The 25,527-nt window shown below is 63.6% G+C and carries 28 protein-coding genes; 13 read left to right on the top strand and 15 right to left on the bottom strand.

The genetic code is table 11. The annotated features are described in order from the left end of the window. Positions 1-249 precede the first annotated feature (249 nt). From rpoN to ptsN, 3 genes are all read left to right on the top strand, one after another. On the top strand, positions 250-1,776 hold the full coding sequence (rpoN, locus tag EN851_RS12905; RefSeq protein WP_135929364.1) for an RNA polymerase factor sigma-54: 1,527 nt from the start codon (positions 250-252) through the stop codon (positions 1,774-1,776). A 382-nt stretch (positions 1,777-2,158) separates the two neighbouring features. Beyond that, on the top strand, positions 2,159-2,743 hold the full coding sequence (raiA, locus tag EN851_RS12900; RefSeq protein ID WP_127279801.1) for a ribosome-associated translation inhibitor RaiA: 585 nt from the start codon (positions 2,159-2,161) through the stop codon (positions 2,741-2,743). 57 nt (positions 2,744-2,800) lie between these two features. Then, complete coding sequence (gene ptsN / locus EN851_RS12895; RefSeq protein ID WP_010911486.1) at positions 2,801-3,265, top strand: PTS IIA-like nitrogen regulatory protein PtsN; 465 nt, start codon at positions 2,801-2,803, stop codon at positions 3,263-3,265. Between the two features lie 65 nt (positions 3,266-3,330). Here the strand turns inward: ptsN and EN851_RS12890 are convergent, their stop codons facing one another. Continuing rightward, a complete protein-coding gene (locus EN851_RS12890; RefSeq protein ID WP_127869990.1) occupies positions 3,331-3,588 on the bottom strand; it encodes a DUF1150 family protein in 258 nt (85 codons plus the stop codon). 64 nt (positions 3,589-3,652) lie between these two features. Beyond that, entirely contained in the window at positions 3,653-4,078 is a 426-nt protein-coding gene (locus EN851_RS12885; protein WP_013893014.1) for an Hsp20 family protein, read from the bottom strand. A gap of 302 nt (positions 4,079-4,380) precedes the next feature. On the opposite strand from EN851_RS12885, the gene EN851_RS12880 reads away from it, so the two are divergent. After that, positions 4,381-5,322, top strand: coding sequence for a nucleoside hydrolase (locus EN851_RS12880; RefSeq protein WP_135929363.1), 942 nt, complete (start codon positions 4,381-4,383; stop codon positions 5,320-5,322). Between the two features lie 72 nt (positions 5,323-5,394). Here the strand turns inward: EN851_RS12880 and EN851_RS12875 are convergent, their stop codons facing one another. The 9 genes from EN851_RS12875 to EN851_RS12835 form a co-directional block, all read right to left on the bottom strand. Then, complete coding sequence (locus tag EN851_RS12875) at positions 5,395-5,718, bottom strand: hypothetical protein (protein ID WP_127869988.1); 324 nt, start codon at positions 5,716-5,718, stop codon at positions 5,395-5,397. A 93-nt stretch (positions 5,719-5,811) separates the two neighbouring features. After that, positions 5,812-6,426 (bottom strand): LysE family translocator, encoded by a 615-nt coding sequence (locus EN851_RS12870; protein WP_135929362.1) that lies wholly within the window; start codon positions 6,424-6,426, stop codon positions 5,812-5,814. A 94-nt stretch (positions 6,427-6,520) separates the two neighbouring features. Next, positions 6,521-7,966 carry an amidase gene (locus tag EN851_RS12865; RefSeq protein WP_135929361.1) on the bottom strand — a complete coding sequence of 482 codons (1,446 nt, stop codon included), beginning with the start codon at positions 7,964-7,966 and terminating at the stop codon, positions 6,521-6,523. A 1-nt stretch (position 7,967) separates the two neighbouring features. Next, entirely contained in the window at positions 7,968-8,873 is a 906-nt protein-coding gene (locus EN851_RS12860) for a ribokinase (RefSeq protein WP_135865732.1), read from the bottom strand. 89 nt (positions 8,874-8,962) lie between these two features. Further along, positions 8,963-9,445, bottom strand: coding sequence for a hypothetical protein (locus EN851_RS12855; protein WP_127277096.1), 483 nt, complete (start codon positions 9,443-9,445; stop codon positions 8,963-8,965). After that, positions 9,420-9,944, bottom strand: a complete 525-nt coding sequence (locus EN851_RS12850) for a hypothetical protein (RefSeq protein ID WP_127277098.1) — start codon at positions 9,942-9,944, stop codon at positions 9,420-9,422. Before EN851_RS12850 ends, EN851_RS12855 begins: the two co-directional genes overlap by 26 nt. After that, on the bottom strand, positions 9,911-10,303 hold the full coding sequence (locus EN851_RS12845; RefSeq protein WP_127277100.1) for a hypothetical protein: 393 nt from the start codon (positions 10,301-10,303) through the stop codon (positions 9,911-9,913). The genes EN851_RS12850 and EN851_RS12845 overlap by 34 nt, the downstream gene beginning before the upstream one ends. A 21-nt stretch (positions 10,304-10,324) precedes the next feature. Further along, positions 10,325-10,795 (bottom strand): hypothetical protein, encoded by a 471-nt coding sequence (locus EN851_RS12840; RefSeq protein ID WP_135919045.1) that lies wholly within the window; start codon positions 10,793-10,795, stop codon positions 10,325-10,327. A 222-nt stretch (positions 10,796-11,017) separates the two neighbouring features. Continuing rightward, positions 11,018-11,896 carry a bifunctional helix-turn-helix domain-containing protein/methylated-DNA--[protein]-cysteine S-methyltransferase gene (locus EN851_RS12835; protein WP_135929360.1) on the bottom strand — a complete coding sequence of 293 codons (879 nt, stop codon included), beginning with the start codon at positions 11,894-11,896 and terminating at the stop codon, positions 11,018-11,020. Positions 11,897-12,011: 115 nt separating this feature from the next. Between EN851_RS12835 and EN851_RS12830 the strand changes: the two genes are divergently transcribed. Then, on the top strand, positions 12,012-12,827 hold the full coding sequence (locus EN851_RS12830) for a class I SAM-dependent methyltransferase (RefSeq protein WP_127869982.1): 816 nt from the start codon (positions 12,012-12,014) through the stop codon (positions 12,825-12,827). A 59-nt stretch (positions 12,828-12,886) separates the two neighbouring features. Here EN851_RS12830 and EN851_RS12825 read toward each other — a convergent pair whose 3' ends face one another. Further along, complete coding sequence (locus EN851_RS12825) at positions 12,887-13,381, bottom strand: DUF2244 domain-containing protein (RefSeq protein WP_127277108.1); 495 nt, start codon at positions 13,379-13,381, stop codon at positions 12,887-12,889. A gap of 22 nt (positions 13,382-13,403) precedes the next feature. Between EN851_RS12825 and nth the strand changes: the two genes are divergently transcribed. After that, entirely contained in the window at positions 13,404-14,210 is an 807-nt protein-coding gene (gene nth, locus EN851_RS12820) for an endonuclease III (RefSeq protein ID WP_135929359.1), read from the top strand. On the opposite strand, the gene EN851_RS12815 is transcribed toward nth, so the two are convergent. Next, positions 14,204-14,659, bottom strand: a complete 456-nt coding sequence (locus tag EN851_RS12815; RefSeq protein ID WP_127277113.1) for a DUF2214 family protein — start codon at positions 14,657-14,659, stop codon at positions 14,204-14,206. The two genes, nth and EN851_RS12815, sit on opposite strands and share 7 nt — an antisense overlap. Positions 14,660-14,886: 227 nt before the next feature. Here EN851_RS12815 and EN851_RS12810 point away from each other — a divergent pair, with 227 nt between their 5' ends. Then, a complete protein-coding gene (locus EN851_RS12810) occupies positions 14,887-15,426 on the top strand; it encodes a GNAT family N-acetyltransferase (protein ID WP_127277115.1) in 540 nt (179 codons plus the stop codon). Between the two features lie 88 nt (positions 15,427-15,514). Next, the gene (locus EN851_RS12805; protein WP_135929358.1) at positions 15,515-16,591 is read left to right on the top strand and encodes an OmpA family protein; all 1,077 of its coding nucleotides are present in this window, start codon (positions 15,515-15,517) and stop codon (positions 16,589-16,591) included. A 4-nt stretch (positions 16,592-16,595) separates the two neighbouring features. Here EN851_RS12805 and EN851_RS12800 read toward each other — a convergent pair whose 3' ends face one another. Both EN851_RS12800 and EN851_RS12795 read right to left on the bottom strand, forming a co-directional pair. Beyond that, positions 16,596-19,094 carry an EAL domain-containing protein gene (locus EN851_RS12800; protein ID WP_135929357.1) on the bottom strand — a complete coding sequence of 833 codons (2,499 nt, stop codon included), beginning with the start codon at positions 19,092-19,094 and terminating at the stop codon, positions 16,596-16,598. A 243-nt stretch (positions 19,095-19,337) separates the two neighbouring features. Continuing rightward, positions 19,338-20,108 (bottom strand): IclR family transcriptional regulator, encoded by a 771-nt coding sequence (locus tag EN851_RS12795; protein ID WP_135929356.1) that lies wholly within the window; start codon positions 20,106-20,108, stop codon positions 19,338-19,340. Positions 20,109-20,292: 184 nt separating this feature from the next. On the opposite strand from EN851_RS12795, the gene EN851_RS12790 reads away from it, so the two are divergent. The 5 genes from EN851_RS12790 to EN851_RS12770 all read left to right on the top strand — a co-directional run bounded on the left by EN851_RS12790 (position 20,293) and on the right by EN851_RS12770 (position 25,525). Next, positions 20,293-21,270 (top strand): tripartite tricarboxylate transporter substrate-binding protein, encoded by a 978-nt coding sequence (locus EN851_RS12790; protein WP_135929355.1) that lies wholly within the window; start codon positions 20,293-20,295, stop codon positions 21,268-21,270. A 142-nt stretch (positions 21,271-21,412) separates the two neighbouring features. Continuing rightward, the gene (locus EN851_RS12785; protein WP_127277130.1) at positions 21,413-21,949 is read left to right on the top strand and encodes a tripartite tricarboxylate transporter TctB family protein; all 537 of its coding nucleotides are present in this window, start codon (positions 21,413-21,415) and stop codon (positions 21,947-21,949) included. A gap of 4 nt (positions 21,950-21,953) precedes the next feature. Continuing rightward, positions 21,954-23,477 (top strand): tripartite tricarboxylate transporter permease, encoded by a 1,524-nt coding sequence (locus EN851_RS12780; RefSeq protein ID WP_135929354.1) that lies wholly within the window; start codon positions 21,954-21,956, stop codon positions 23,475-23,477. Between the two features lie 15 nt (positions 23,478-23,492). Continuing rightward, complete coding sequence (locus EN851_RS12775) at positions 23,493-24,677, top strand: CoA transferase (RefSeq protein WP_135929353.1); 1,185 nt, start codon at positions 23,493-23,495, stop codon at positions 24,675-24,677. Continuing rightward, complete coding sequence (locus tag EN851_RS12770; RefSeq protein ID WP_127281283.1) at positions 24,674-25,525, top strand: citryl-CoA lyase; 852 nt, start codon at positions 24,674-24,676, stop codon at positions 25,523-25,525. The genes EN851_RS12775 and EN851_RS12770 overlap by 4 nt, the downstream gene beginning before the upstream one ends. The last annotated feature ends 2 nt before the right edge of the window (positions 25,526-25,527 follow it).

Genomic DNA, 25,527 nt, shown 5'->3' with positions numbered 1-25,527 from the left:
CGAAGTTCCGGCCAGGAAGCTGTTTTTTCCCCGGCTCTTGGAATTGCTCTGAGCGTGAAATTTGTTTCCTGACACGATTTTTTGGGCGGTGCGGCCTGTTTTTTCGCGGTTTTGCCGCAGGATAACGCTCCGGTAATCGGGTTTCGCTAGGCTTTGCCTTGACAAGCAAAAGCCGGGCCAGTTTCTATGCCCGCCGTGAAATTCATTCCGGAAGTCCGGACGCGTTCAGGAGGCGTTTGAAACCGAGCCATGGCGTTGGCGGCGAAACTACAGCTCCGACAGTCGCAGTCGCTGGTGATGACGCCGCAGCTGATGCAGTCGATTCGGCTGCTGCAGTTCACCCATGCCGAGCTCGAGCATTTCATCGACGAGGAGATCGAGCGCAATCCGCTCCTGGAGCGCGCCGAGCCGCAGGATGATGCCGCGAGCGATCAGGCGCAGAAGCTCGAGGCCGAGCCGCAGGCCGCCCCCGACGGCGACTGGTTCGAGAACGAGACGGCATGGAGCGCCGAGGCGATCTCGGAAAAGCTCGATACGTCCCTGGAAAACCTGTTTCCCGATGATCCCGGCACCAGCGAACGGCTCGGGCCCGACCTGACGGCGCAATGGAAATCGGCTTCGGGCAGCGGCGGCGGCTCCTCGTCCGAGGGGCTCGATGCCGGCGACATGGCGGCGAGCGCGATCACGCTGCGCGACCATGTCGGCGAGCAGATCGCACTTGCCTTCACCGATCCCGTAGCGCGGCTGATCGCCGGAGAACTTTCCGATGGGCTCGACGAGACCGGCTATGTCAGGCCCGATCTGGCGGAGATCGCCGCGCGGCTCGGCATCGACAGCCTGGCGGTGGGCAAGGTGCTGGCGGTATGCCAGACCTTCGAGCCGGCCGGCCTGTTCGCCCGCGATCTCGCGGAATGCCTTTCCCTGCAGCTTGCCGTGCGTGACCGGCTCGATCCGGCGATGAAGGCCCTGGTCGCCAATCTCGAACTGCTGGCACGGCGCGATTTCCAGACGCTGAAGCGGCTCTGCGGCGTCGACGAGGAGGATTTGCTGGACATGCTGGCCGAAATCCGGGCGCTCGACCCGCGGCCCGGCATGGCTTTTTCGGGCGGCGCCAGCGACGCCATCGTCGCCGATGTCGAGGTGCGGGCGGCCAATGACGGCAGCTGGACCGTCGAACTCAATGCCGAAACGCTGCCGCGCGTGCTGGTCGACCATATTTATTTCGCCCAGGTGTCGCCGCACGCGAAGAACCAGGCGGAGAAGGACTTCCTGGCCGAGTGCCTGCAGAACGCCAATTGGCTGACGCGCAGCCTCGACCAGCGGGCAAAGACGATCCTCAAAGTGGCCTCGGAAATCGTGCGCCAGCAGGACGCCTTCCTCGTCCATGGCGTACGCCATCTGAAGCCGCTCAACCTGCGCACGGTGGCCGACGCCATCGGCATGCACGAATCGACGGTCAGCCGGGTCACAGCGAACAAATACATGCTGACCCCGCGCGGCGTGTTCGAGCTGCGCTATTTCTTCACCGCCTCGATCGCGGCATCGGGCGGTGGCGAAGCGCATTCCTCCGAAGCGGTGCGTGATCGCATCAAGCAAATGATCGACGAGGAGAAGCCCGTCGATGTGCTGTCGGACGATGCTATCGTCGACATGCTCAGGGAAAGCGGCGTCGATATCGCCCGGCGCACGGTCGCCAAATACCGGGAAGGCATGAATATTCCCTCGTCGGTGCAGCGCCGGCGCGAGAAACGGGCGCTCGCCAGCGCCGGCCGCTAGAGCAAGTCCAGGAAAATTGTAAAGCGGTTTCCCGGGAAAAGCGCATAGCGCTTCCCTTGGCAATGCGCCAAGGCAAAGAGATGGAGCGGCGTTTCCGTGAAATGATGGACAGCTCCATGCGCTCACGATTTCCACAGTTTTCGAGTTTCATTGACAAGCCACGGTGAAGTGGCTAGAAGCCCGCCCGCATGAGACGGGCCTGATGCCCGCTAGCGGATGGTCCGTCACGACATGACCCCGGGACGGTCAAGAAGGCGGCTTGTGATCAACCGGAAAGTTCGGATTTAAATCGGCGCGAGTGACGCCGCAAAGCTTGTGCGCACGGATCACGAGTATAAACTCGGGCCAGTTTGAAGCCTGAGCAAGGAAGGTCAGTTTTCAGATGAATCTGCGCATATCGGGAAAGCACATGGATATCGGCGATGCGTTCCGCACACGCATCAACGATCGGGTCGGTGAAGCGATCGGCAAATATTTCGATCGCGGCTTCGCGGGACACGTCACCGTCATCAAATCGGGTTCGCGCTATTCGGCGGATTGCATGATCCGGCTGGATTCAGGCGCCTCGCTGCAAGCCACCGGCGATGCCCAGGATCCGACGCTGGCCTTCGAGGCCGCAGCCGATCGGCTGGAGACCCGGCTTCGGCGCTACAAGCGCCGTCTGAAATCGCACAATTCGGGCAATGGCAATGGCGAATTGACCGACATTGCCTATACCGTGATGGCACCGCTTGCCGATGACGATGAGGAAATCCCGGAGGATTTCGCACCGGCCATCGTCGCCGAATCAACCATGACGCTGAAGACCATGTCGGTGGCCTCGGCCGTCATCGAGCTCGATACCAAGGACAGTCCGGTGGTTGTTTTCCGCAATGCCGGAACCGACCATCTCAACATCGTCTATCGCCGGCCCGACGGAAACATCGGCTGGATCGATCCGTCCACGACCAAAGTCGCACAGGGATAAAAGCCAGCCGCACGAGGGGTGGGGACTGGCGCGGCAGGCGAACAAGGATTTTCAAGTATGGATCTGAGCGATCTTATCAGCGTTCCGGCGATTTTGCCGGCGTTGAAGGCGAACTCCAAGAAGCAGCTTCTGCAATTGCTGTCCGAGCGGGCGGCGGCGATTTCGGGCATTCCGGAACGGGAGGTGTTCGACACCATCCTGCAGCGTGAGCGCCTGGGTTCGACCGGCGTCGGCAACGGCATCGCCATCCCGCACGGCAAGCTTGCCGGCGTGAAGCGCATCGCCGGCGTTTTCGCCCGGCTGGAAACGCCCGTCGATTTCGAATCGCTGGATGACCAACCGGTCGATCTGGTGTTTCTGCTGCTGGCGCCTGAAGGGGCGGGTGCCGATCACCTCAAGGCGCTGTCGCGCATCGCGCGCGTGCTGCGCGATGCCGACACGGTGGCCAAGATCAGGGGAACGCGTGACGCCACGGCGATCCATGCGCTTTTGTCGGACACGCAGGCCTCGCACGCGGCCTGAAGTCATCTTCTTTAAGATATCACCCCAAGGGCCGCCGTGAGCGGCCCTTTCGTTTCCGTCCCGCCTTAATGAATGGCGACGGTGGTCAAATCGTTTTCCATGGCACCGGCCAGAGCACGGTCACGCGCATCGGAAAGCAGGATCGGCTGGCCGTTGGCGCCAAACAGGGCCCACAGCTCCATGCCGGGCGCGATTTCACCGATGTTGGGGAAGCGGCCGAGCAGTTCATCGCTCGAGACCTTGCGCAGATAGGCGACCGAGCCTTCGCCGAGATGGGCGAACTCGCCGCTGGTCATGGTGATGATTTCGTCAGTTCTGGTCATTTCAAGCCTCCTTGGCGCGAGGACGCCGCTCAAGGCCATCCCGCATGAGAGCCATCAGTGAAGATCAGTCTTTCACCGATATATTTATTTTCCGTACCAGCCGTTCGGACTCCGGCCGATCGAGGTCGATCGACAAAAGGCCGTTCTTCAGTTCCGCCGCGATCACCCGCATGCCGTCGGCCAGCACGAAACAGCGCTGGAACTGGCGCGCGGCAATGCCGCGATGAAGGAATTCGCGCTCGGTGTCGTCGGTTTGACGGCCGCGCACGACCAGCTGGTTTTCCTCCGTTGTCACATCGAGATCGCTTTCGGCGAAACCGGCGACGGCGAGTGTAATGCGCAGCCTTTCGGCCTTGCCGTCGGCACCGCTGAGGCGCTCGATATTGTAGGGAGGGTAGCTGTCGCCGGACTTCGCCAGGCGCTCCAGCGTCTTTTCCATGGCGTCGAAACCCAGGAGAAGCGGGCTGGAGAAAGGCGTCATTCGGCTCATGTTACACTGTCCTCTCAAGAGCGACATAAACTGGAAAAACCCGGATGGCATTTTTCCCGATTGTCTTGATATGGTCCGCCCCGCGGCCAAGTTCAAGCCACCAAAAGACCCGCCCAAAAAGAGCAGGTCGTGGACTCACAGGAATAATCGCCATGGCGCTTGAAACGACGCGCGGATGCAACGAGAAGCGCGCAGGCCGGGACCGTTCCCCGTCAAGCGGCTCGGCAGCTTGCAGCCGGTTGGCGTCTTTCGGGCGCACGATCGGCCCGGTGAGCTGATGGCCAGCTAAACAAGGAATTCAAATGCCCCAACCACGCAAGATCATCATCGACACCGATCCCGGCCAGGATGATGCCGTCGCCATTCTGCTGGCGCTCGGCAGTAGCGAACTGGACATCGTCGGCGTCACCGCCGTTGCCGGCAACGTCCCGCTGAAACTGACCGAAAAGAACGCCCGCAAGATCTGCGAACTGGCCGGTCGGCCGGACGTCAAGGTCTATGCCGGCGCCATCCGTCCGTTGGCGCGCGAACTGGTCACCGCCGAGGAAGTGCATGGCAAGACCGGCCTCAACGGGCCGCAGCTGCCCGAACCGACGATGCAACTGCAGGCGCAGTATGCCGTCGATTTCATCGTCGAGACGCTGATGCGGGAAGAGAGCGGCACCATCACGCTCTGCCCGCTCGGGCCGCTCACCAACATAGCGCTGGCATTGATCCGCGAACCGCGCATCGCACCGCGCATCAAGGAAATCGTGCTGATGGGCGGCGGCTTCTTCGAGGGCGGCAACGTTACGCCCGCGGCCGAATTCAACATCTATGTCGATCCGCAGGCCGCCGACCTGGTGTTCAAGTCCGGCATCCCGATCGTGATGATGCCGCTCGACGTCACCCACAAGGCGCTGACCACCACCAAGCGCATACAGGCTTTTCGCGCACTGGGCACCAAGGTCGGCACCGCGACCGCCGAGATGCTGGAGTTCTTCGAACGCTACGACGAGGGCAAATACGGCACTGACGGCGGGCCGCTGCACGACCCCTGCGTCATCGCCTATCTCTTGAAGCCGGAGCTGTTCAAGGGCCGCCACTGCAACGTCAGCGTGGAGACCGCCTCGGAACTGACCATGGGCATGACCGTGATCGACTGGTGGGGTGTCACCAAGCGGGAAAAGAACGCCATGGTCATGCGCGACATCGACCATGATGGGTTTTTCGCGCTGCTGGTGGAGAGGTTGGGGCGGCTTTAGGGCCCCATTTCTCGGCGATTGAGCAGTCTGACCTGATAGTTCATGGCGTGTCGGCACACGACGAACAGCCCCTCAATCGGCAAACCGGTAGAAGACGGAGCCATTGTCGCGGGTAACGCGCTCAATTTTGACACGGGAGCCAATCAGGCGGGGGCGATCGTCGTCAACGAAAACCAGAGCGTTGTTCTCCAGGAACAATCCATATTGAGACGTGCTGGTCCAGTGCCAGTAAACGCCTTCGATCGTCGCGTTGATCGGGTCAATTGATCGAATCGGCGTTGCGTCATTCTCCCACTTACTCTGGGCTAATATGAACATTATCGCAAAAAAACCGGAGAAGAAGACCACGCTGGGCGCGTTCCTCTTCAAACCCTCATAAGTCGACGGTGAAAACATGAATCCCTCAATGTCGATTCATGTGGTAGCTGGAAAGTAGACTTTCAATCAGCCGCCGACGCAGCTTTAACGCGGCGCCGGCCTCGGCTGCCGTTACTTCGACCTTGAAAACGCCAGCCACAGGCCGCCGCCGACCATGAAGCTGCCGCTGATCCTCGACAGGAGCTTGATGCGGCTGGCCGAGAGCATGCGCCCGGCGCGGCCGGCGGCCAGCGCATAGGTCGAATCCGACATGGCGGCGAAGATCATGGCGGTGAGGCCCATGATGACGATCTGCAGCGGGTAGTTGCCGGCGGGAGAGATGAACTGCGGAAAGAAGGCGCCGAAGAAGACCAGCGTCTTTGGATTGCTGAGCGCCACAGCCAAGCCCTGCAGGAAGAAGCCACCGCGGGGTTTCCGAGCGGTTCCGTCGGCGTTCAGCGTGCCCTTTGAGCGGAACATCTGCACGCCCATCCAGATCAGATAGGCCGCACCGATCAGCCTGACCCATTCGAACCAGTGGCCCATGCCCGCGATCAGCGTGTTGAGCCCAATGCCGACGATGGCGATCATGACGGCAAGGCCGGCCTGCGTGCCGGCGACGTTGGCGAGGCCGGCACGGGAACCATGGCGGATGCTGTTGGCGATGATCAGCGTGACCGTCGGCCCAGGCACCAGGATGATGACGATGCAAGCAAGAACATAGGCGGCGTAGAGTTCAAGCGACATGATTTTTCCTCGCAATGCCGCTGTCGCGGCCTGTTAGGCGACAATCAATGCATGACGGCGAGGGCGAAGCAAGCCGGCGCGCGTCGTACGTGGCTCAGGCGCCGGCCGGCCAGGGCAGGGTCGTCTCATAGGCGACCGCGGCCTTCAGCACGGCGAGGTCGCCGCGTGGCCGGCCGATCAGCTGCATGCCCATGGGCCGGCCCCTGTCGTCGAAGCCGACCGGGACATTGACCGCCGGGCAACCGCCCAAGGTGGCGAAGGCTGAAACCTGCATCCAGCGATGGTAGCTGTCCATTGCCCGCCCGGCGACCTCGCGCGGCCAATGGGTGCCGACATCGAAGGGAAAGACCTGCGCGGTCGGCAGCGCGATGAGGTCGAAGCGTTCGAAGATCGATAGTAGCATCCGGTGCCAGGACGTGCGCATGACCGAGGCCGCGCGAATCTGCGGCGCCGTCAGCCGCATGGCGTTTTCCACCTCCCAGACGGCTTCCGGCTTCAGCAGCCTGCGCCTGGCGGGATCGTCATAGTGCACTTTCAGCGCGCAGCCGCTGCTGGCCTGGCGCAGCGTCACGAAGGCCTGCCAGAGTGCCTCGAAATCGAAATCCGGACGCAAGGGCTCGGTCCGGAAGGATGCATCCGTGAACCGTGCCAGCGCTGCCTCGCACAGGTCGAGGATGCCGGGCTCGACCGGCAGATGGCCGCCGAGATCGCCGAGCCAGGCGACGCGGCCGCCGGTCGCCGGTGGCGCGAGCCCTTCGAGGAAGGATCCCGGCTTTTCATAGGAGAGAGGCGCTTGCGGATGGTAACCGGCCTGCACGTCGAGCAACAGCGCCATGTCGGCGACGTTGCGGCCCATCGGCCCCTCGACGCCCATCTGCGCGTGAAAAACCTCGAAGTCGGGACCGCCGGGCACGAGCCCCTGCGATGGCCGAAAGCCGTAGACATTGTTCCAGGCAGCCGGGTTGCGCAGCGAACCGCCGAAATCGCTGCCATCGGCGACCGGCACCATGTCCAGCGCCAGCGCCACCGCCGCGCCGCCGCTCGAGCCGCCGGCGGTCAGCGCCGGATCGAAGGCGTTCAGCGTTGGCCCGAAGACGTTGTTGTAGGTGTTGGAGCCGAGCCCGAATTCGGGAACATTGGTCTTGCCGATGATGATGGCGCCAGCGTCGCGGATGCGTTCGACGAAGAAATCGTCTTCTTGCGGCACGAAATCGGCGAAGATCGGCGAGCCGAACGAGGTTCTGAGGCCCGTTGTGGAGGCAAGGTCCTTGATGGCGATGGGAAGGCCAAAGAGCGCGCCGGTTCCATCCGTCCGCCTGACATCGGCGGCGTCGGCCTCGCGCAGGATATCGGCGCGGTCTCGCAGCGAGACGATGGCGTTGACCTGCGGGTTGACCGCATCGATGCGGTCCAGGAAAGCCGTCACCACCTCGCGCACGGAGAGTTTCTTTCGGCGGATCGCGTCGACGAGTTCGACAGCCGACAGGCGACAGATGTCGCTGGCCGCGGGTACGGCATGCTTCGTGCGGGGGCGCATCATCTCAACGGGCCTCTTGCAAGGCCTGCTCGACGTCTTTCGCCAGCGGGATCGCCGGCTGGGCGCCGGGCTTGAGGCAAGCGAGCGAGCCGGCGGCGCCGGCACGCGCAAGTGCCTGTTCGAGCGTGAGGCCCGACGACAGGCCGGCGGCGAAATAGCCGCAGAACGTGTCGCCGGCCCCAACCGTGTCGACCGGCGTGATCTTCAGCGCGGGAACAGTCAGGAAATCGCTCGGTGTCGCCGCCATCACGCCATCGCCGCCGAGGGTGACGACGATGGTGCGTCCGGTTTTCCCGGCAAAATCGCGCATGCGTGCAGCACGATCGCGACCCTTCAAGGCCAGCGCTTCACCATAGAGGTCGAACTCGGTCTCATTGGCGACCGCGTAGTCGGCCTTGCCGAGGAAGGCGGCTGCCTCGCCATGAAAAGGAGCGGTGTTGAGGACAGTGACCGCGCCGGCCGTCCTTGCCTGGTCGAGTGCCGCATCGATCGTCGCGAGCGGAATCTCATGCTGCAGCAGCACGACGTCGCCCTTCTTCAGAAAAGCCTTGGAGAGGTCGCCGGGCACCACGGAAGCATTGGCGCCGGGCACCACGGCGATGATGTTCTCGCCGTCGTCGCCGACCATGATCAGCGCCGTGCCGGTCGAGGCAAAGGTCTCTCCCACGCCAGACAGGTCGACCTTGGCCTCGCGCAGCAACGCCAGTGCTTCGGGTGCGAAATTGTCCTTGCCAACGGCGCCGACCATGCGCACCTGAGCGCCGGCACGCGCGGCGGCCAATGCCTGGTTGGCCCCTTTGCCGCCAGGCGCCGTCGAGAAACTGGAACCGCTTACCGTCTCACCGGGGCTCGGCAAGCGGTCGACGTTGGCGATAAGGTCGAGGTTGATCGAGCCGACAACGACTATCAAGAAAGTGCCTCCTGCTGAACGTACGGGAAGCTACCCTGCCAGGCCGTTCGATGCCAGACCACGCGAATGGTCCAGCGCGATTTGCTGCCTCACTCGCATCGCACGGTGACGATGCCCTGATAGTTGCCGGCGGGGAAGATACCGCTCGATTTGGTGGCGGTGAGGTCGATCTGCATGGCGTGGGTGCCGTTGACGACCCTTTGCGGCACGCCCCCATTGTTGTCGACCCCCGAGCCATCGAGGCGGTAGACCGAGGCGAAGGTCACGTTGGTGCCGCCGCCGCTCGGCGCCGACGAGAACGCGGCAGGCGCGGGCGCTGAAACAGAATAACAGTCAAGCAGGTTAAGTATCGAGCACAGCAGGGAGCTAGCCACCACGGTGGCATTGGCGCTCGATCCGCCTGCCTGCTTGGAGCCCAGTATGCCGATGGCCGGATTTGCGGTCATCGTGCCCGATGCCCCGACCATGATGGTGCAGGTGCCGATGATCGCCGCCTGCGCCGGAAGGCAGAAACCGGCGAGTGCGGCCATCGCAAGCAGCGCCCGGTTATTTCTTCTTCTTTTTCTTGCCATCGCTGTTTCCGGTCCTGATGCTCCAGCCTTCGTTGGCCCATCCAGGTGATGCGGCAGCGGTGGCGGGAGCGCTTGCGGCCACGCTCGCGGTCGTGCCGCCGTCGACATTGACGCCCATCTTCAACAGCTTTAGCTCCATCTGAAGGCGCTGCACCTCGAGTTCATAGAGCCGGCTGCAGTCGAGACGCTTCGGCGTCCGGCCGATCGGGATCACCACCCGGCCATAGGTGGCGACGCCATTGTTCGTCTGGCTGTTGCCTCTGATAACGCCGAGATCGACATAGGCACCGGAACCGGAAACGGCGGAACGGCAAGTGGTGCCATCCGCGGCGTGAACCTCGTCCTGGCCCTGGGGCAGAGTGACACCGGGCAAGTTGAAGCCGTTCTCGTTCTGGTTGAGATTGTAAATCTGTTCCTGGGCCTGGGTTGGAGCGGTGCTGGTCACAGCAACCGCGAGCGCCAGCGTCAGGACTTGCGGTGCCCAAAAAACTTTCCGCATATCTGTGCCCTTATCTGCGTCTGTTGATTGGGAAAGGGGATGCTCTCGGTACAGATACGCACTTTACGCTCGGCAGCGCCGCCGAAGGGCACGACCACAAGGACAGGGCGGGAAGCCTGCGAGCCCAATTGGAAGACACTTGGAGAGATCTTGGCGTCCACCGGCTGAAAATCCTGATCGTAGACGTGGATTTCGACCTTGATCTTCCGGTCGTAGGGATTGGCGGGGAACACGCGGACCGCGAAGGCGTCGGTGAAACTGTTGACCTCACCCCGCATCGGCGACATCGACTGGGCGCCCGCGGCAATGGGCATCAATCCGGCGGCCAATGCCGCCGCCAGGTTCAGAGCATGTTTCAAGGATCCCTCCTTCGCGACGGCCTATTCGCAGCGCAGTGTTACGGTTGCCTGATAGTTGCCGTTCGCGAAGCGGTTGCTGCCACCCTTGGTGCCGGCGAGATGGACCGAGACAAGGTCGGCGCCGGGGGCGGTCAGGGCGGTGGAGGAACCCGTTTCCGCGATCGTGTGGGCGCCGCTGGACAAATAGGTCGGTGTCCAGGTGGTGGCCGTGCTGTCGGCGGCCGGCACGGTGGTGAGGGTCACCGGATCGACGCTCAGCGAAACACCTCCGGTGGTGGTGAGCGTGACTGTTCCAGCCGAACCGCCGCTGTTGTGCGAGCTCAGCGACTGGAGGTCGGGGCTCACCGTCATCGTGCCGTTGGAGCCGACAACGAGCGTGCAGGTCGCGGTTACCGTGCCGTTGAAAATGACATTCTGAGTTGTGGCCATCGCGGCGTGGTCCAGGCACGCGACAAGCAAGGCTGCACCGACGGTGGTGCGAAACAACGGCATCGAGACCCTCCTATTAAGTCGGACCGCCCGAATTAATATGGGTCATCATCGCTTTTGCATGGTTAATTTAGCGTAAACTAAAATAAAGCGTCGAAACAACAGCCATGAGGAAACCGATGGTTGTCACCGGTTGTACCCAGAAATTCCGAAAAGAATTCGCACTAATACTTTAAAATCCGAATATTCATATATTCCTTGGATCTGGAATTAAAAATCGACATTTCAGGATGAGATCTGCCCTGCCTCCCAGCCCAGGATGGCGCGCTTGCGGGTCAGGCCCCAGTGATAGCCGGTAAGATCGCCTGATTTGCCGATGGCGCGGTGGCAAGGCACCACGAAAGAGAGCGGGTTGGCGCCGTTGGCGGCGCCGACCGCGCGGCTGGCGCTCGGCGCGCCGATGCTGGCGGCGATCGAGGAATAGGTGCGGGCCTTGCCCATCGGGATCCGCAGCAAGGCTTCCCAGACGCGGACCTGGAAGTCGGTGCCGATCATGACGACGTGCAGCGGCTGGTCGGCGCGCCACAGCGTCGGCTCGAAGATGCGCGCGGCATAAGGGCCTGTCGCTTCCCTGTCCTCGACATAGAAGGCGTTGGGCCAGCGCCCCGACATGTCGGCGAAGGCGGTGCGCTCCTCGCCGGCGTCGCAGAAGGCGAGGCCGGCAAGCCCGCGGTCCGTGGCCATGATCAAGGCGGTGCCGAATGGGGAGGGGTGATAGCCGTAGCGGATGGTGAGGCCGGCGCCGCGCGTCTTGTAGTCGCCAGGCGACATCGCCTCATGGGTGACGAACAGGTCGTGCAGCCGGCCGGGACCGGACATGCCCAGTTCAAAAGAGGTTTCGAGCAGCGGCATGCCGGAATCGAGCAGCTTGCGCGCATGGTCCAGCGTCACCGCCTGCAGAAAGGCCTTGGGCGACAGGCCGGCCCAGCGGGTGAAGAGTTTTTGCAAGCCGGTCGGCGTCTCGCCGACCTCCTCCGCAAGCTCCTCGAGCGAAGGCTGGTCGCGATAGTCCAAGCTGATCTTCTCGATGGCGCGGCGCACGATTTCGTAGTCGCTGCCCTCGGGCGTGATGTCCCTCTTGAGGACTGCCGTGTGTGTGCTCATGGACCTGTCTCCTTGGGCGGGAATATCGCCCCTTGGGGCGCCGATCGCCACCCGAAACTTGCCTTCTTGCAGCACCTGCCCAGATAGACTGGGGATTCGAGCCCGGGAGCCGCTCATGGTTGGCGAAAAAGTACATTTGACGGGAGCAAAAGAGACCTTGCTCATGACCCTGTACGGCAAGGCGCTGGAGAGCAGGATGCCCCAGTCGCTGCTCGGGGACCATTTCGCCGACGCGGCGCTGCGCAAGATCGACTATGATTTCGCCAGGCTCAAGGTCGACGAGAATCTCGGCATCGGCCTGGCGATCCGAGCCAAGACATTGGACGTCCGCGTCGAGGATTTTCTGGCCAGAAATCCTGGCGCCATCGTGCTGCATCTGGGTTGCGGGCTTGATACCCGCATCTTCCGGGTCGATCCTCCACCGTGGGTGGACTGGTTCGATATCGACTATCCCGAAGTGATCGAACTCAGGCGCAAGCTCTACCCGTCCCGCGACCATTACCACCTCATCGCTTCGTCGGTGACCGAGCCCGGCTGGTTGGCCGACGTGCCTCGCAACCGCCTGGCCATCGTGGTGGCGGAGGGATTGACGCCCTATCTCCCCGCCGACGAAGGGCTGCGCCTGCTTTCACGGCTTGTCTCGCATCTTGCCGGCGGCGAACTGATCTTCGACGCCTACAGCCGTTTCGGCCTGACGCTGCTTCGCCTCAATCCGACGATCAAGGCGACGGGCGCCGAGGTCCACTGGGCGATCGACGACCCGCACGAGCTGGAACTAGCGGTTCCGAAGCTGCGGTTCATCGAGGATATTTCGGCCTACAAGCCCGAGCACGCTGCCCGCATGGGCTGGTCCGCCAAGCTGTTCGTCCGCCTTTGGAAACACATTCCGGCGCTGCGCAAGGTCGGCAGGCTGCTGCGGTATCGCTTCTGAAGCACATTGTTTGCCGCAATTGCGGACGGAAAACCGCTTCACACTTTTCTGGGAATTGCTTAGCGCGCCTTGGCGGTCGCCAGAGCGCGCGCGAAGGCGGTGGCGAAGCTCTCGCGGGAATCGGGATCGAGGAAGCCGCCGATCGGCACGTTCTGGCCCTGTGCTTCCACGGTCATTCTGGTGATGCCGATCTCGGCGTGCCGGGCGATCGAAAACCGAGCCCAAAACGGATTGAAGCGGTGCGCTTCCGACTTTCCCGAGGGGGCCGTCTTGCGGATATCGAGGCTGGTTCGCGAGACCGACACTTCCTCGCGGGCGCGGGCGGCCCGATAGTTGACGCGGAAGGCGATGTAAACGGCGATCACGTCGAGGCCGAAGAAGCCGAACACCGGCCAGGCGCCGCGGGACAGGAAGAACGCGCCCGTCACCAGCCAGCCGAACGTCAGGGCGCCCATCAGGATCAGGAAGCCCGTCCTGCCCAGCGACCGGTGTGGGGTCAGCAATGCATGAAAGAAGGGCTCATCAGCCTGAAACGAGGCGTTTGTGTCGCTCATGACAGACTATTATAGGAGGGAAATGGCGCGCCCCAAGTCCAAAGATTCGTCCCTGCCCAAAAGTGAACTGTTGCCCGGACGGCGCGACGGCGCGAACGCCAAACTGCGCCTCAGGCCCGCGCGGTCCAGATCGATTTATAGCCCGACGGAAGTGCGCGAGATATTCAGGCGCTTTTCAGTGCAGCGGCCTGAGCCCAAGGGCGAGCTCGAACATGTCAATGCCTTCACGCTGCTGGTGGCCGTGGTGCTTTCGGCGCAAGCGACCGATGCGGGCGTCAACAAGGCGACGCGTGCCTTGTTCAAGGTTGCCGATACGCCACAAAAGATGCTGGCGCTCGGTGAAGCCAGGGTCGGCGACTTTATCAGGACCATCGGTCTCTGGCGCAACAAGGCCAAGAACGTCATCGCCCTGTCGGAGGCGCTGATCCGCGACCATGGCGGCGAGGTGCCTGACGACCGCGATGAGCTGGTCAAGCTGCCCGGTGTCGGGCGCAAGACCGCCAATGTCGTGCTCAACATGGCCTTCGGCCAACATACGATGGCGGTCGACACGCACATCCTGCGCATCGGCAACCGGCTTGGCCTGGCGCCCGGCAAGACCCCGGAACAGGTCGAACAGGGATTGTTGAGGATCATCCCGGACGAATATATGCGCCACGCCCATCACTGGCTGATCCTGCATGGCCGCTATGTCTGCAAGGCGCGCAAGCCGGATTGTCCGGCCTGCGTCATCGCCGATATCTGCAAGGCGGAGGTGAAGACGACCAGCATTCCGGCACCCCTGGTGCCGATCGCTCCACTTGAAACGGTTTCCGCCGACGATCAGTAGCCGTAGCCACGCGCCATCGCCGCCGCGAAGACCGGGATCAGCAGGAAGACGAACGCCTCGGCGCGGATATAGGTCTTCACCGAGGCCAGTTCGCCGACAGGCACGGCGAAGGAAGGATTGGTACTCGCCTGCCGGCTCCAGGAAATGAAACGCACGGTCGGGACGATCGACAGCAGGCCGACGATGCCGAACGCCGCCATCTTGGCCCAGAACACCCAATTGTGGACGTAGAACTCCCAGCCCTTGAGCCCCCAGACGACACGGCCGATGCCGACGATGATGATGAGCGCGGCGATGATGCCGTAGTGGCGGTCGATGCCGGCGAGCCGCTTGAGCGTCGCGGCGGGCAGGTCGCCACGGATCAGCACGAATTCGGCGCCGATGATCCCCGCCAGCGAGAACACCAGCAGATGGTGGATGATGGCGAGCACGAGGTCGGTGGTGTCCATGCTCGTTTCCCTCGGATCGGCGGCACTGGGCGCCTCAAAATTTGGGCTGCTGAATCAGCCCGCGTCGAAAATAACACCGCCGCGCAAAAATCCCAAAGCGCTGCCCGGATGTCGTGAAGGCAGCCGGACGTCGCGCTTTCGTCCTGGATGACGGTCCCTGGGTTCCCTGGCTCTTGCACGGCGCCGTCGATTTGCTAACCCGCAGGCCGTAACGCGAGGCAAATCCAATGAATCCGACGCAAGCGACTGTCGCCCCCGTCATCGAGACGCCACGAACCATCCTGCGGCCACACCAGCTCGGCGACTTCGATGCCTATGCCACGATGTGGGCCGATCCGGTCGTCACCCGTTTCATCGGCGGCAAGCCGCGTACGCGTGAGGAAAGCTGGATGCGCTTCCTGCGTCACGCCGGCCTGTGGTCGCTGTTGGGCTATGGGTTCTGGGCCATCGAGGAGAAAGCGACTGGCCGCTTCGTCGGGGAGGCCGGGTTCCACGATCTGAAGCGCGACATGGAGCCGTCGATCGAAGGCATCCCCGAGGCGGGGTGGGCGCTCGCTCCGGCCGCGCATGGCGCTGGCCTTGCCACGGAGATCGTCAGCCGTGTGCATGGCTGGGGCGACCAGACGTTCGGACGTGCCAGAACCGTCTGCATCATCGATCCCGAAAATACGGCCTCGTTGAACGTCGCCAGGAAGTGCGGCTATACCGAGCTGACGCAGACCCTCTATCACGATGCGCCGACCATCCTGCTGGAGCGGCTGCCCTGAGTGGCGTCATCGACTGGACATACCCGCTCTGCTAGCATCGATCATCAAGCGAGGGGATCGATCGATGCATGCATTAAAGTCGACAATCATGAGGTTTTTCTGGGCGGGGCTTGTTCTCGCGCTGACAGTGCGGCTCGCGGCAGCCGACGCGACGGTGCCGACCGCCGATATCGGGGGCGCCGCCGACAATCAACTGGCCAAGCGCTACGAAGGCTCTTTCATCGTGTCCTACGCAAAGCTTGCCTTTACCGACTTCAGCGTACCGCTGTCGCCCCTGAAGCCAAGCGCAGATCCGGACGCGCGCGACGCCATGAACAATCGCGTTTTCGCGCCGGACAAGAAGGCCGAGGTGGAGGGTGCCCTGACCCGTATCGCCTATGTGCTGCCGGCCGAGCGCTCGCCGCTCGAGGTGCTGCGCAATTATCAGGATGTGATCAAGGCAGCAGGCGGCGAAGTCCTGTTCGAATGCAAGAAGGAGGAATGTGGCGGCGCTGCCGACCGCTCGTCGAGCGGCGGCGGCGGCGACATGAGCCTGACGATGTATTCCTTCCACGAAAGCGATCTCAAGGACGCGGCATTCTCCAATGGCGCTTGCGCGTTGGCTTCCGGCATCAACGACCAGCGCTATTTCTCGGCCAAGGTGCCACAGGACGGCGGCGACGCCTATATCACGGTACAGACCTATTCGTTGACCGACGATCTCTACTGCAAGGAACTCAACGGCCGCACCGTTGCCGTTGTGCAGGTGCTGGAACCCAAGGCGCGCGACAAGAAAATGGTGGTCGTCGAGGCGGCCAAGATGGCGGATTCGATTTCCGCCACCGGCAGCATTTCACTCTACGGCATCTTCTTCGACACCGGCAAGGCGGTCATCAAGCCGGAATCGGAACCAACGCTTAAGGAGATTTCGACGCTGCTGGCAAACGAACCCGATATGGCGGTCATCGTCGTCGGTCACACCGACAATCAGGGCGCCTTCGACTATAATATCGATCTGTCGTCGCGGCGTGCGCAAGCGGTCAAGAAGGTGCTGGTGTCGAAATATGGCATCGACGGCAAGCGGCTGACCGCGGCCGGCGCCGGCATGATTGCGCCCGTCGCCAGCAATGATGACGAGGCGGGCCGTGCCAAGAACCGCCGGGTGGTTCTGGTGAAACTGAACTGATCGTTTAGCCGGCCTTGCGACCCAGTTTCCGAGCAAGGTCGGCCCATGGATCGGCGCTCGGCGCGGCCGGCGTGACGCTCCGGCCCAGCAGCACCGTCGAGGCATCGAACGGCGTCGGCCTGGCGATCCCGTAGCCCTGGGCATAGTCGACGCCGATGGTCTTCAGAGCGGCGGCGATGTCGTCGCTTTCGACGAATTCGGCGATGGTGCGCTTGCCCATGACCTTGCCGATATGGTGGATCATCTCGACCATGGCGCGGTCGATGCGGTCATCCAGCATGTCCTTGACGAAGCTGCCGTCGATCTTGAGGTAGTCGACCGGCAGGTGCTTCAGATAGGCGAAGGACGACATGCCGGAGCCGAAATCGTCGAGCGCGAAACGGCAGCCCAACCCGCGCAGGTCGGCCATGAAGCGCATGGCACTGGTAAGATTGGCGATGGCGCTGGTTTCGGTGATCTCCAGGCAGATCATGGCCGGCGAAATGCCATGGACGAGGAACTGCTCGCGCAGGAAGCCGAGAAACGTCTCGTCGCCGAACGTCGCTCCGGAAAGATTGATGGCGCATGTGGCAATCGGCGGCATGCGCTGATCGGCTTGCCGCGCCGCCAGGATGCGGAATGTATTGCGCACCACCCAACGGTCGATCGACGGCATCAGGCCGTAGCGCTCGGCGGCGGGAATGAAGCTCTGCGGGGTAACGAAGCCGCCGTCTTCATCGGTCAGCCGCAAGAGAATCTCGATATGCGCTCCAGCCTCGGCGACGTCGTCGTTGAGCGGCCAGATTTCCTGGGCATGAAGCCTGAAGCGATCTTCTTCGAGCGCGGCGTGCAGGCGCTGCACCCAGGCCATCTCGCCGAAGCGCTCGCGCAAGGCGACGTCGCCGTCGCTATGGATCTGGACGCGGTTGCGGCCTTTCTCCTTGGCCATGTAACAGGCGACGTCGGCGGCACGCAGTGCCTCCTCGATCGTCACATGCGTATTGGCGATCTGCACCATGCCGACACTGACGCTGGTGTTGAAAGGCCGGCCATCCCAGGCGAAATGCAGCTCCTGCACGGCGGCGCGCAGCCGTTCGGCGATGTCGGCCGCATTGTCCGCCTCGCAATCGATCAGCAGCACGCCGAATTCATCCCCGCCCAACCGGGCCAGCACGTCGCCCGGCCCCAGCTCGTTGATCAGCAGCGAGGAGATCTGGCGCAGCAACTGGTCGCCAGCGGCATGGCCGCACGTATCGTTGACCAGCTTGAACTGGTCGAGATCGAGATACATCAGCGCATGCTGGCGGGCCCCGTCCTGCAATTCGACGATCGTCCGTTCCAGCCGGCTTTCGAAATCACGCCGGTTGGCGAGCCCGGTCAGCGCGTCATGCGAAGCCTGCCAGGAAAGCCGCTCGATATAATCCTCTTCCCGGGTCATGTCGTGGAAGGCCAGCACGGCGCCGACGATCCCACCGGAAACGAGCAGCGGCGCGCCGGTCAGCGCGACCGGAACAACGGAGCCGTCCGGCCGCTGCAGCAATTGCGGACGGGCGCTGGAGCGGCGTGGCTCGCCGGCCAGCAGGCGTTCGATCAATTGAGGCTCTTCGACGCTGGTGTCCTTGTCCACCAGCCGAAACAGCGACGCCAACGGCTTGCCTCTGGCGGAGCCGAACGGGCATGCCAGCAATTTCTCGGCAACCGCGTTCATGTAGTCCAGCCGCCCATCGGGGCCGGTGCTGATGACGGCCTGGCCGATCGAAGCCAGCGTGACCTGGGCGCGCTCGCGCTCGGCGTTGAGCGCCAGCTGGAAGGCCTGGCGCTGCGCCAGAAGTTTGCGGGTGCGCCAGACGGCGAGCAGTATCAGCAAGGCGGCGGTGACGAGATTGGCAAAGGTGAGCAGCATCTTGATGAAGCGCGATCCTTCGCCGAGGCTGTCCGAGAAGGCCTTGGAGAGCGGGCTGATCTCTCGATCGAGTTGATGGATTTGCGTCTTCCAGGCGCTGATCTGGGCCAGGGATGCCGGGGCCTTGCTCAGTTTGTCGTGCATCTCGTCGCCGAGCTGCCGGATGGCGAGGATCATGACATCGGCCGCCGTCCAGTGCCGCACGGCGGCGTCGAGATAGCTGAAGCTACGGAAATTCTGGAACAGCCAGATCATCCCCGCAACGTCGTCCGGGTGGTTCCTGGCGTGCAGAAAGCCCGCGCGTGCAGCCTGGGTGTCGGGCTCGGACTGCTCGAGGGCCAGACGGGCCGAGCGATCGGCCAGTGGAACGGCGATCGCGGCACGATACTCGCTGAAGAATTCCTCATTGCCGGTATCGGCGTAGAGGCTGAGGAAATAGATGGCGTGCTTTTGCCCCTTGGACCACTGGCTTTCGCCGCCGACATAGGCGCGAACCGCCGAAAGCGTATAGAGGCTCAGGCTGGCGACCAGCGCCTGAATGAGAACGACGGCGACGAACGGCCACACAAGCCCGAGAAGGCGGGGGCTTGCGTCCATCGATGACAGCTTCATCGAATTCATGGACGTGCCATGATCCTGTCAGCGCGTCCGTCCGGCTGTTTCATCCGCCGGTTGAGACGATGTTGCTCCCTCATGTCGCTCAGATGGCGACACCAATCCGGGTATCATGAGGGGCTTAACAGCAAATAAATAGTTTCCGGCTGCCGGGAATGACCGAATATTACGCTGCGTCAAGTAACAGCTTCAAGTTGAATCAGTTTGTATTCGAAACCTGGCGGCCCTCTTCCGGCCGTAGCCGCGCGGCTACGGCAGAGCGTCCGCCGCTAGGCTCGCCTGCTCCAGCATGGAGGCATCCTCGCCGAAGGCACGGGTGGCACGGGCCGCCGCCTCGAGCAGCGGGCGCTTCATGCGCTGCAGGAAGGCTGCGTCGACGCGCGTGCTTGGACCAGCCAGCGTCAACGCGCCAAGCAGCACATGTCCCGGCCCGAAAACCGGCGCCGACACGCCAGCAGTCTCGGGGTCGCGATCGCCCACGGCGAGACAGTTGCAGGTTTTGCGGATGGTTTCGTAGGGTTCGCCCTGCTGGCCGGAAAACGCTGCCAGCACGCGGCCGCCGGAGCCGGCCAGCAGAGGCAATACGTCGCCTTCGCGTATCGTGTAGCGGATCGGATGCTTGGATTCGACCCGATAGAGACAGGTGCGCACGTCTCCCGAGCGGACGTAGAAGGCAACGCTCTCCCAGCTTCGTTCTGAGAGCTCGCGCATGATCGGCAACAGTATGTCGACCGCCACGACCGAGCGCTGGTAAAGCGCGCCCAGCCGAAAGGCGGCGGGTCCGACACGGTAGCGCCCATCGTCGAGGCGCTCGAGCAGTTGGCCGCGCAACAGCGAATTGGCGAGCCGCAGGATCGTGCTTTTGTAGAGGCCGGTGCGCGCCGCGATTTCAGCCAGGCTGAGCGAGCGGTCGGCCGCGGTGAAAGCATCGAGGATGGCGATCGCCCGGTCGAGTGCGGCAACACCGTCGGCGGACGCTCGCCGGATTTCCGCATCGCCTGAGTTGGCTGGTAAGTCCATTGCGGTTCCCAAATCGGAGAAGCCCGAGCGGAACCACTCTGTCGCGCCGCTGGGACGTTCTGTCCAGCAGAATTTCGTTCCTGTTGACGGAACGAGGTAAAATCTGCTTGAACTCGATCACGGGTCTGTGAACAGGCGCGTTTTGGCAGGCACCGGAGGAGGTGTCGTGATCTGGAGGAATCCCATGCTGAACAGACGCAGATTTTTGATGAGTACGGCGGCGGCAGGCGCGGCCGGGCTGGTGGCATCGCATTTCTCACCCGCCTTCGCAGAAGGTGCACCGCAGATCCAGGTCTTCGTGCCGGCGGCACCCGGCGGCGGCTGGGACCAGACGGCGCGCACGATGGACCAGGTGCTGCGCAGCGAGAAGCTCATCTCCGGCTCGCAGATCACCAATGTCGGCGGCGCCGGCGGCACGGTCGGGCTGCCGCAGTTCATCAATCAGTGGAGCGGCAAGGGCAATTCGCTGATGGTCGCGGGCATGGTCATGGTGGGCGCCATCATCGCCAACAAGGCAGCCAACAACCTGACCCAAGTCACCCCCATCGCCCGTCTCACCGGTGAGTTCGAGGCGCTGGTGGTGCCGGCGGACTCGCCGTTCAAGACGGCCGCCGATTTCGTCGCGGCACTCAAGGCCGATCCGACGAAGGTTCCAGTCGCGGGCGGTTCCGCCGGAGGCTCAGACCACATCCTGTTCGGCCTGATCGCCAAGACGGTCGGCGTTCCGGCCCCCAGCCTTTCCTACGTGCCGTTCGCGGGCGGTGGCGAGGCCTTGTCGGCGTTGCTCGGTAACCAGGTCGCGGCCGGCATTTCCGGCTTCGGCGAGTTCTCCGAGCAGGTCAAGGCGGGCGCGCTCAGGCTGCTCGCCATTTCGGCCGACAAGCGCCAGGACGGCATCGACGCGCCGACGCTGAAGGAAGCCGGCATTGATGTGGAACTGTTCAACTGGCGCGGCGTCTTCGCGCCACCCGGCGTTTCCGATGCCGACAAGGCGGCGATGATCACGCTGGTCGAGACCATGGCCAAGAGCGATGCATGGGCGAGCGAATGCAAGAACCGCAACTGGACGTCCATCCTGCTCACCGGCGACGATTATGCGAAATTCGTCGCCGAGGATTCGGCTCGCATCGAGGCCATCCTCAAGGATCTCGGTCTCGCCTGATTTTTCCCCAAGGGGCGGCTCGCTCCGCCCCTCATTTTTCAATCGCAGCCGACCGTAGGGAGGCGATCGGTCTAAAGGTGAAGGTACGGTGCAGGCTGGCTGCGGGCTGCCGCCGGTCTCGGCCATAACGGGGAGGACGTTCATGAGCACCATCAACCAGCCGGCGGCGCCCCCACGCCTTGCCGTACCGGAATTGTCGATCGGCATCGGCCTTCTGGCCTGCGCCGGGGCTGTCGCCTGGCAGACGCTGGCGATCCCGGTGTCGCCGCTCTATTCCAAGGTCGGTCCGACTGTCTTTCCCTATCTCACCATGGTCGGCCTCGTGGTGCTCTCCCTGCTGCTCATCCTCGCCGCACTTCGCGGCGGCTGGCAGCCGGAGGAGGAAAAGGAAACTTCGACCGACTGGAAGGCGATGGGCTTCGTCGTCATCGGTCTTCTGGCCAATCTGCTGCTCATCCAGCCGCTTGGCTTCACCGCCGCATCGGTCATCATGTTCGTTCTGGTCTGTTACGGCTTCGGCAGCAGGCACACGCTGCGCGATGTGCTTACCGGGCTGGTGCTGGCGCTGGCGGCTTATTTCGGCTTCGCCAAGGCGCTCGGCGTCAACATCGGCGCCGGCTTCATCGAGAACCAGTTGAATACGGTGATCGACGCCTTCACCAGCACGCCGGGAGGCTGAGACCGTGGAAACGCTCGGCCATCTCGCACACGGTTTTGCGGTCGCATTCTCGCCGACCAATCTTTTGTGGTGCCTGCTCGGCACCACGCTCGGCACGGCCATCGGCGTGTTGCCCGGCCTCGGGCCGGCACTGACCATCGCGCTCCTCTTGCCGATCACCTACCAGGTGGCGCCGGAGGCGTCCTTCATCCTGTTCGCCGGCATCTATTACGGCGCCATGTATGGCGGCTCGACGACGTCGATCCTGCTCAACACGCCAGGCGAGAGCGCAACCATCGTCACAGCGCTGGAGGGCAACAAGATGGCCCGCTCGGGCCGCGGGGGCGCCGCGCTCGCCACCTCGGCGATCGGCTCCTTCGTCGCCGGCACGCTCGGCACGCTGGGCGTCGCCTTCCTGGCGCCTGTCGTGGTCAAGTTCGCGCTGGCCTTCGGCCCGGCCGAATATTTCTCGCTGATGGTGCTGGCCTTCATCACCGTTTCGGCGGTGCTTGGTTCATCGTCGGTGCGGGGTCTGACCAGCCTGTTTGCCGGATTCGTAATCGGCATGATCGGCGTCGATCTGCAGACGGGCCAGCCGCGCTTCACCTTCGGCACGACCGAACTGCTCGACGGCGTCGACGTCATCATCGCCGCCGTCGGCCTGTTCGCGGTTGGCGAGACACTTTACATGGCCTCGCGCCGCTATGCCGGCAAGGACGAGATCGTGCCGCTGAAAGGCTCGCTCTACATGACGGCGGCCGAATGGGGGCGTTCGTGGAAAGCCTGGCTGCGCGGCGCCGCGATCGGCTTTCCGATCGGCGCCATGCCGGCCGGCGGCGCCGAGATCCCGACCTTCCTGTCCTATGCGATCGAAAAGAAACTGTCGAAGCACAAGGCGGAATTCGGAACGGTCGGCGCCATCGAAGGCGTTGCCGGTCCCGAGGCCGCCAACAACGCGTCCGCCGCCGGCGTGCTGGTGCCGATGCTGACACTTGGGCTGCCGACCTCGGCGACGGCGGCGATCATGCTGTCGGCCTTCCAGAGCTACGGCATCAATCCCGGGCCGCTGCTCCTGACGACACAGGCCGACCTTGTCTGGGGCCTGATCGCCAGCCTGTTCATCGCCAACGTCATCCTGGTCATCCTCAATTTGCCGCTGATCGGGCTGTGGGTGCGGCTGCTGAAAATCCCGGCACCGCAGCTTTATGCGGGGATTCTGGTGTTCGCCACTGTCGGCACCTATGGCATCTCGCAGTCGCCGATCGATCTCGTCATCCTCTATCTCCTGGGGGCCGCGGGCTTCCTGATGCGGCGCTTCGATTTCCCGACCGCGCCCGTCATCATCGGCATGATCCTGGGGCCGCTCGCCGAAACCCAGTTCCGCCGGGCGATGACCATATCGAACGGCGACTGGTCGGTGTTCTACAAGCATCCGCTGTCGCTGACCTTGCTGACGCTCGCCTTCATCGGCCTTGTCGGGCCGCATGTCTGGGCCTTCATCGAGGACCGGCGTCGTCGCGGGCCCGAACATGTGCCGGGCGATGCCTGAGCGATTTGCAAAGACATGACAGACCTGCTTTCCGGTATCCGCGTCCTCGACCTGACCAATGTGCTCGCCGGGCCTTACTGCGCCTATCAGCTGGCCTTGCTGGGAGCCGACGTGATCAAGGTCGAAGGGCCGCAAGGTGGTGACCTGGCGCGCCAGCTCGGCGGCTCGCCAAAGCTCAACAATGCCGGCATGGGCGCATCGTTCCTGGCGCAGAACGCCGGCAAACGGTCCGTCATGCTCGACCTCAAGCAAGAGGCGGATCGCGAGCGCTTCCTCGACCTGGTCGCCAGCGCCGACGCGCTGGTCGAGAATTTTCGCCCCGGCGTGATGAAGCGCCTCGGCCTCGGCTACGATGTGTTGAAGGCTGTGCGGCCCGGCCTCGTCTATTGCGCGATATCGGGTTTCGGACAGAGCGGGCCGATGCGCGACAACCCCGCCTATGACCAGATCGTCCAGGGCCTTTCCGGGATCATGAGCATAACCGGCACGCCGGAGACCGCGCCGCTGCGCGTCGGTTATCCCGTTGCCGACACGCTGGGAGGCTTGGTCGGGGCGTTCTCCATCGCCGCCGCACTGGTCCGGCAGAAGACATCGGGCGAGGGTGCGTTCCTCGACGTGTCGATGCTCGAATGCACGCTTTCCGCACTTGGCTGGCCTGTCTCCAACTATCTGACGGCAGGGGTCGATCCCAAGCCGATGGGCAACGAGAATATGACCGCGGCTCCCTCCGGCGCCTTCCGCACCAGCGACGGGCTCGTCAACATCGCCGCCAACAAGCAGGAACAGTTCGTGACGCTGTGCCGGCTGATCGGACGTCCGGACCTGGCGTCGAACCCGCGCTTTGCCGAGCGCGAGACGCGCAAGAAGAACCGCGCGGCGCTCAAGGCCGAGATCGAGGACGCTCTGGCAAGTGCGCCGGCGGCGGTTTGGGAAGAGGCGCTCAATCGAGCCGGCGTGCCGGCGGGCAGGGTCCTGACGATCCCGCAAGTGCTGACCGAACCACAAGTGCTCGAGCGCCAGATGACGGCTCGTTTCGAGGATGTGGCCGGCATGGACGGGCCGCTCACCGTCCTGCGCGGCGGGTTCATGGTCGACGGCACGGCACCGTTGCCGACACGGCCGCCGCCGGTGCTGGGCGAGCACATGGACGAGGTGTTCGCCGGCCTGCCGCCGCGCGCCAAGGCAAAGGCCAGGGCATGAGCGGCGTGGAGAAGAAAACGGGCCGCGAGCGCGGTGAGGAATGGTGGCGGACCGGCATCATCGAGATGAGCCCCGGCATGATCCGGCTGCGCGGCTACGAGATCCAGGACCTGATCGGCCGTGTCAGCTTCCCCGCCATGATCTGGCTGATGCTGCGTGGCGAACTGCCCAGCGAGGACCAGGCGGCACTGCTCGGCATCGCTTTGGGGGCGGCCGTCGACCACGGGCCGCAGGCGCCGTCGATCGCCATCGCCCGCATGGCGGCAACCTGCGGCGTCGGCATCAACAGCGCCATGGCCTCTGCCATCAATGTGCTTGGCGACGTGCATGGCGGAGCCGGCGAGCAGGCGCTTTCCATCTATGGCGATATTGCCGTGGCGCTCGAGGGCGGCATTGCCCTCAATAAGGCGGTCTCGGCACGCCTCGACCGGTTCTTCGCGGAGGAAGAGGGCTACGTGCCGGGGCTTGGCCATCGCTTCCATCCTGTCGATCCACGCGCGCCGCGCCTGCTGGAACTGGTCAGAGATTTTGCCGCGCATGGCGTCGTCAATGGACGGTACGCCGACATCGCCGAGGCGGTCGAGGCCGATGTCGCGCGGCGCAAGGGCAAAAAAATCCCGCTCAACATCGATGGCGCCACCGCCGTCATCTACGGCGAACTCGGCTTTCCGCCGCCGCTGACGCGTGGCCTCTTCGTGCTGTCGCGGTCTGTCGGCATCCTGGCGCATGCCTGGGAGCAATCGCAGCAGGCCGAGCGGAACAAGGGGCCGCTGCCGCGCGAATGGCTGTGGGCCTATAGTGGCCCGCCGGCGCGGCCGGTTCCTGGGGACGAGGGCATCGAGAATTGAGG

It is taken from the genome of Mesorhizobium sp. M8A.F.Ca.ET.208.01.1.1, from assembly GCF_004791315.1.
In the GTDB taxonomy this organism is placed as follows: domain Bacteria; phylum Pseudomonadota; class Alphaproteobacteria; order Rhizobiales; family Rhizobiaceae; genus Mesorhizobium.
Note: the sequence above shows the minus strand (reverse complement) of the source record. Positions and strands in the feature narration are given on the sequence as shown.

What these genes read in the sequence shown, in the direction of transcription:
- EN851_RS12865 (WP_135929361.1), bottom strand. Translation starts at nt 7,966, where the DNA reads ATGATGCGCCCCCGCACGAAGCATGCCGTACCCGCGGCCAGCGACATC.
- rpoN (WP_135929364.1), top strand. Translation starts at nt 250, where the DNA reads ATGGCGTTGGCGGCGAAACTACAGCTCCGACAGTCGCAGTCGCTGGTG.
- EN851_RS12795 (WP_135929356.1), bottom strand. Translation starts at nt 20,108, where the DNA reads ATGGACTTACCAGCCAACTCAGGCGATGCGGAAATCCGGCGAGCGTCC.
- EN851_RS12825 (WP_127277108.1), bottom strand. Translation starts at nt 13,381, where the DNA reads ATGAGCGACACAAACGCCTCGTTTCAGGCTGATGAGCCCTTCTTTCAT.
- nth (WP_135929359.1), top strand. Translation starts at nt 13,404, where the DNA reads ATGGCGCGCCCCAAGTCCAAAGATTCGTCCCTGCCCAAAAGTGAACTG.
- EN851_RS12810 (WP_127277115.1), top strand. Translation starts at nt 14,887, where the DNA reads ATGAATCCGACGCAAGCGACTGTCGCCCCCGTCATCGAGACGCCACGA.
- EN851_RS12805 (WP_135929358.1), top strand. Translation starts at nt 15,515, where the DNA reads ATGAGGTTTTTCTGGGCGGGGCTTGTTCTCGCGCTGACAGTGCGGCTC.
- raiA (WP_127279801.1), top strand. Translation starts at nt 2,159, where the DNA reads ATGAATCTGCGCATATCGGGAAAGCACATGGATATCGGCGATGCGTTC.
- EN851_RS12775 (WP_135929353.1), top strand. Translation starts at nt 23,493, where the DNA reads ATGACAGACCTGCTTTCCGGTATCCGCGTCCTCGACCTGACCAATGTG.
- EN851_RS12850 (WP_127277098.1), bottom strand. Translation starts at nt 9,944, where the DNA reads ATGCGGAAAGTTTTTTGGGCACCGCAAGTCCTGACGCTGGCGCTCGCG.
- EN851_RS12870 (WP_135929362.1), bottom strand. Translation starts at nt 6,426, where the DNA reads ATGTCGCTTGAACTCTACGCCGCCTATGTTCTTGCTTGCATCGTCATC.
- ptsN (WP_010911486.1), top strand. Translation starts at nt 2,801, where the DNA reads ATGGATCTGAGCGATCTTATCAGCGTTCCGGCGATTTTGCCGGCGTTG.
- EN851_RS12880 (WP_135929363.1), top strand. Translation starts at nt 4,381, where the DNA reads ATGCCCCAACCACGCAAGATCATCATCGACACCGATCCCGGCCAGGAT.
- EN851_RS12800 (WP_135929357.1), bottom strand. Translation starts at nt 19,094, where the DNA reads ATGAATTCGATGAAGCTGTCATCGATGGACGCAAGCCCCCGCCTTCTC.
- EN851_RS12875 (WP_127869988.1), bottom strand. Translation starts at nt 5,718, where the DNA reads ATGTTTTCACCGTCGACTTATGAGGGTTTGAAGAGGAACGCGCCCAGC.
- EN851_RS12785 (WP_127277130.1), top strand. Translation starts at nt 21,413, where the DNA reads ATGAGCACCATCAACCAGCCGGCGGCGCCCCCACGCCTTGCCGTACCG.
- EN851_RS12855 (WP_127277096.1), bottom strand. Translation starts at nt 9,445, where the DNA reads ATGGCAAGAAAAAGAAGAAGAAATAACCGGGCGCTGCTTGCGATGGCC.
- EN851_RS12890 (WP_127869990.1), bottom strand. Translation starts at nt 3,588, where the DNA reads ATGACCAGAACTGACGAAATCATCACCATGACCAGCGGCGAGTTCGCC.
- EN851_RS12815 (WP_127277113.1), bottom strand. Translation starts at nt 14,659, where the DNA reads ATGGACACCACCGACCTCGTGCTCGCCATCATCCACCATCTGCTGGTG.
- EN851_RS12885 (WP_013893014.1), bottom strand. Translation starts at nt 4,078, where the DNA reads ATGAGCCGAATGACGCCTTTCTCCAGCCCGCTTCTCCTGGGTTTCGAC.
- EN851_RS12840 (WP_135919045.1), bottom strand. Translation starts at nt 10,795, where the DNA reads ATGCCGTTGTTTCGCACCACCGTCGGTGCAGCCTTGCTTGTCGCGTGC.
- EN851_RS12835 (WP_135929360.1), bottom strand. Translation starts at nt 11,896, where the DNA reads ATGAGCACACACACGGCAGTCCTCAAGAGGGACATCACGCCCGAGGGC.
- EN851_RS12830 (WP_127869982.1), top strand. Translation starts at nt 12,012, where the DNA reads ATGGTTGGCGAAAAAGTACATTTGACGGGAGCAAAAGAGACCTTGCTC.
- EN851_RS12790 (WP_135929355.1), top strand. Translation starts at nt 20,293, where the DNA reads ATGCTGAACAGACGCAGATTTTTGATGAGTACGGCGGCGGCAGGCGCG.
- EN851_RS12770 (WP_127281283.1), top strand. Translation starts at nt 24,674, where the DNA reads ATGAGCGGCGTGGAGAAGAAAACGGGCCGCGAGCGCGGTGAGGAATGG.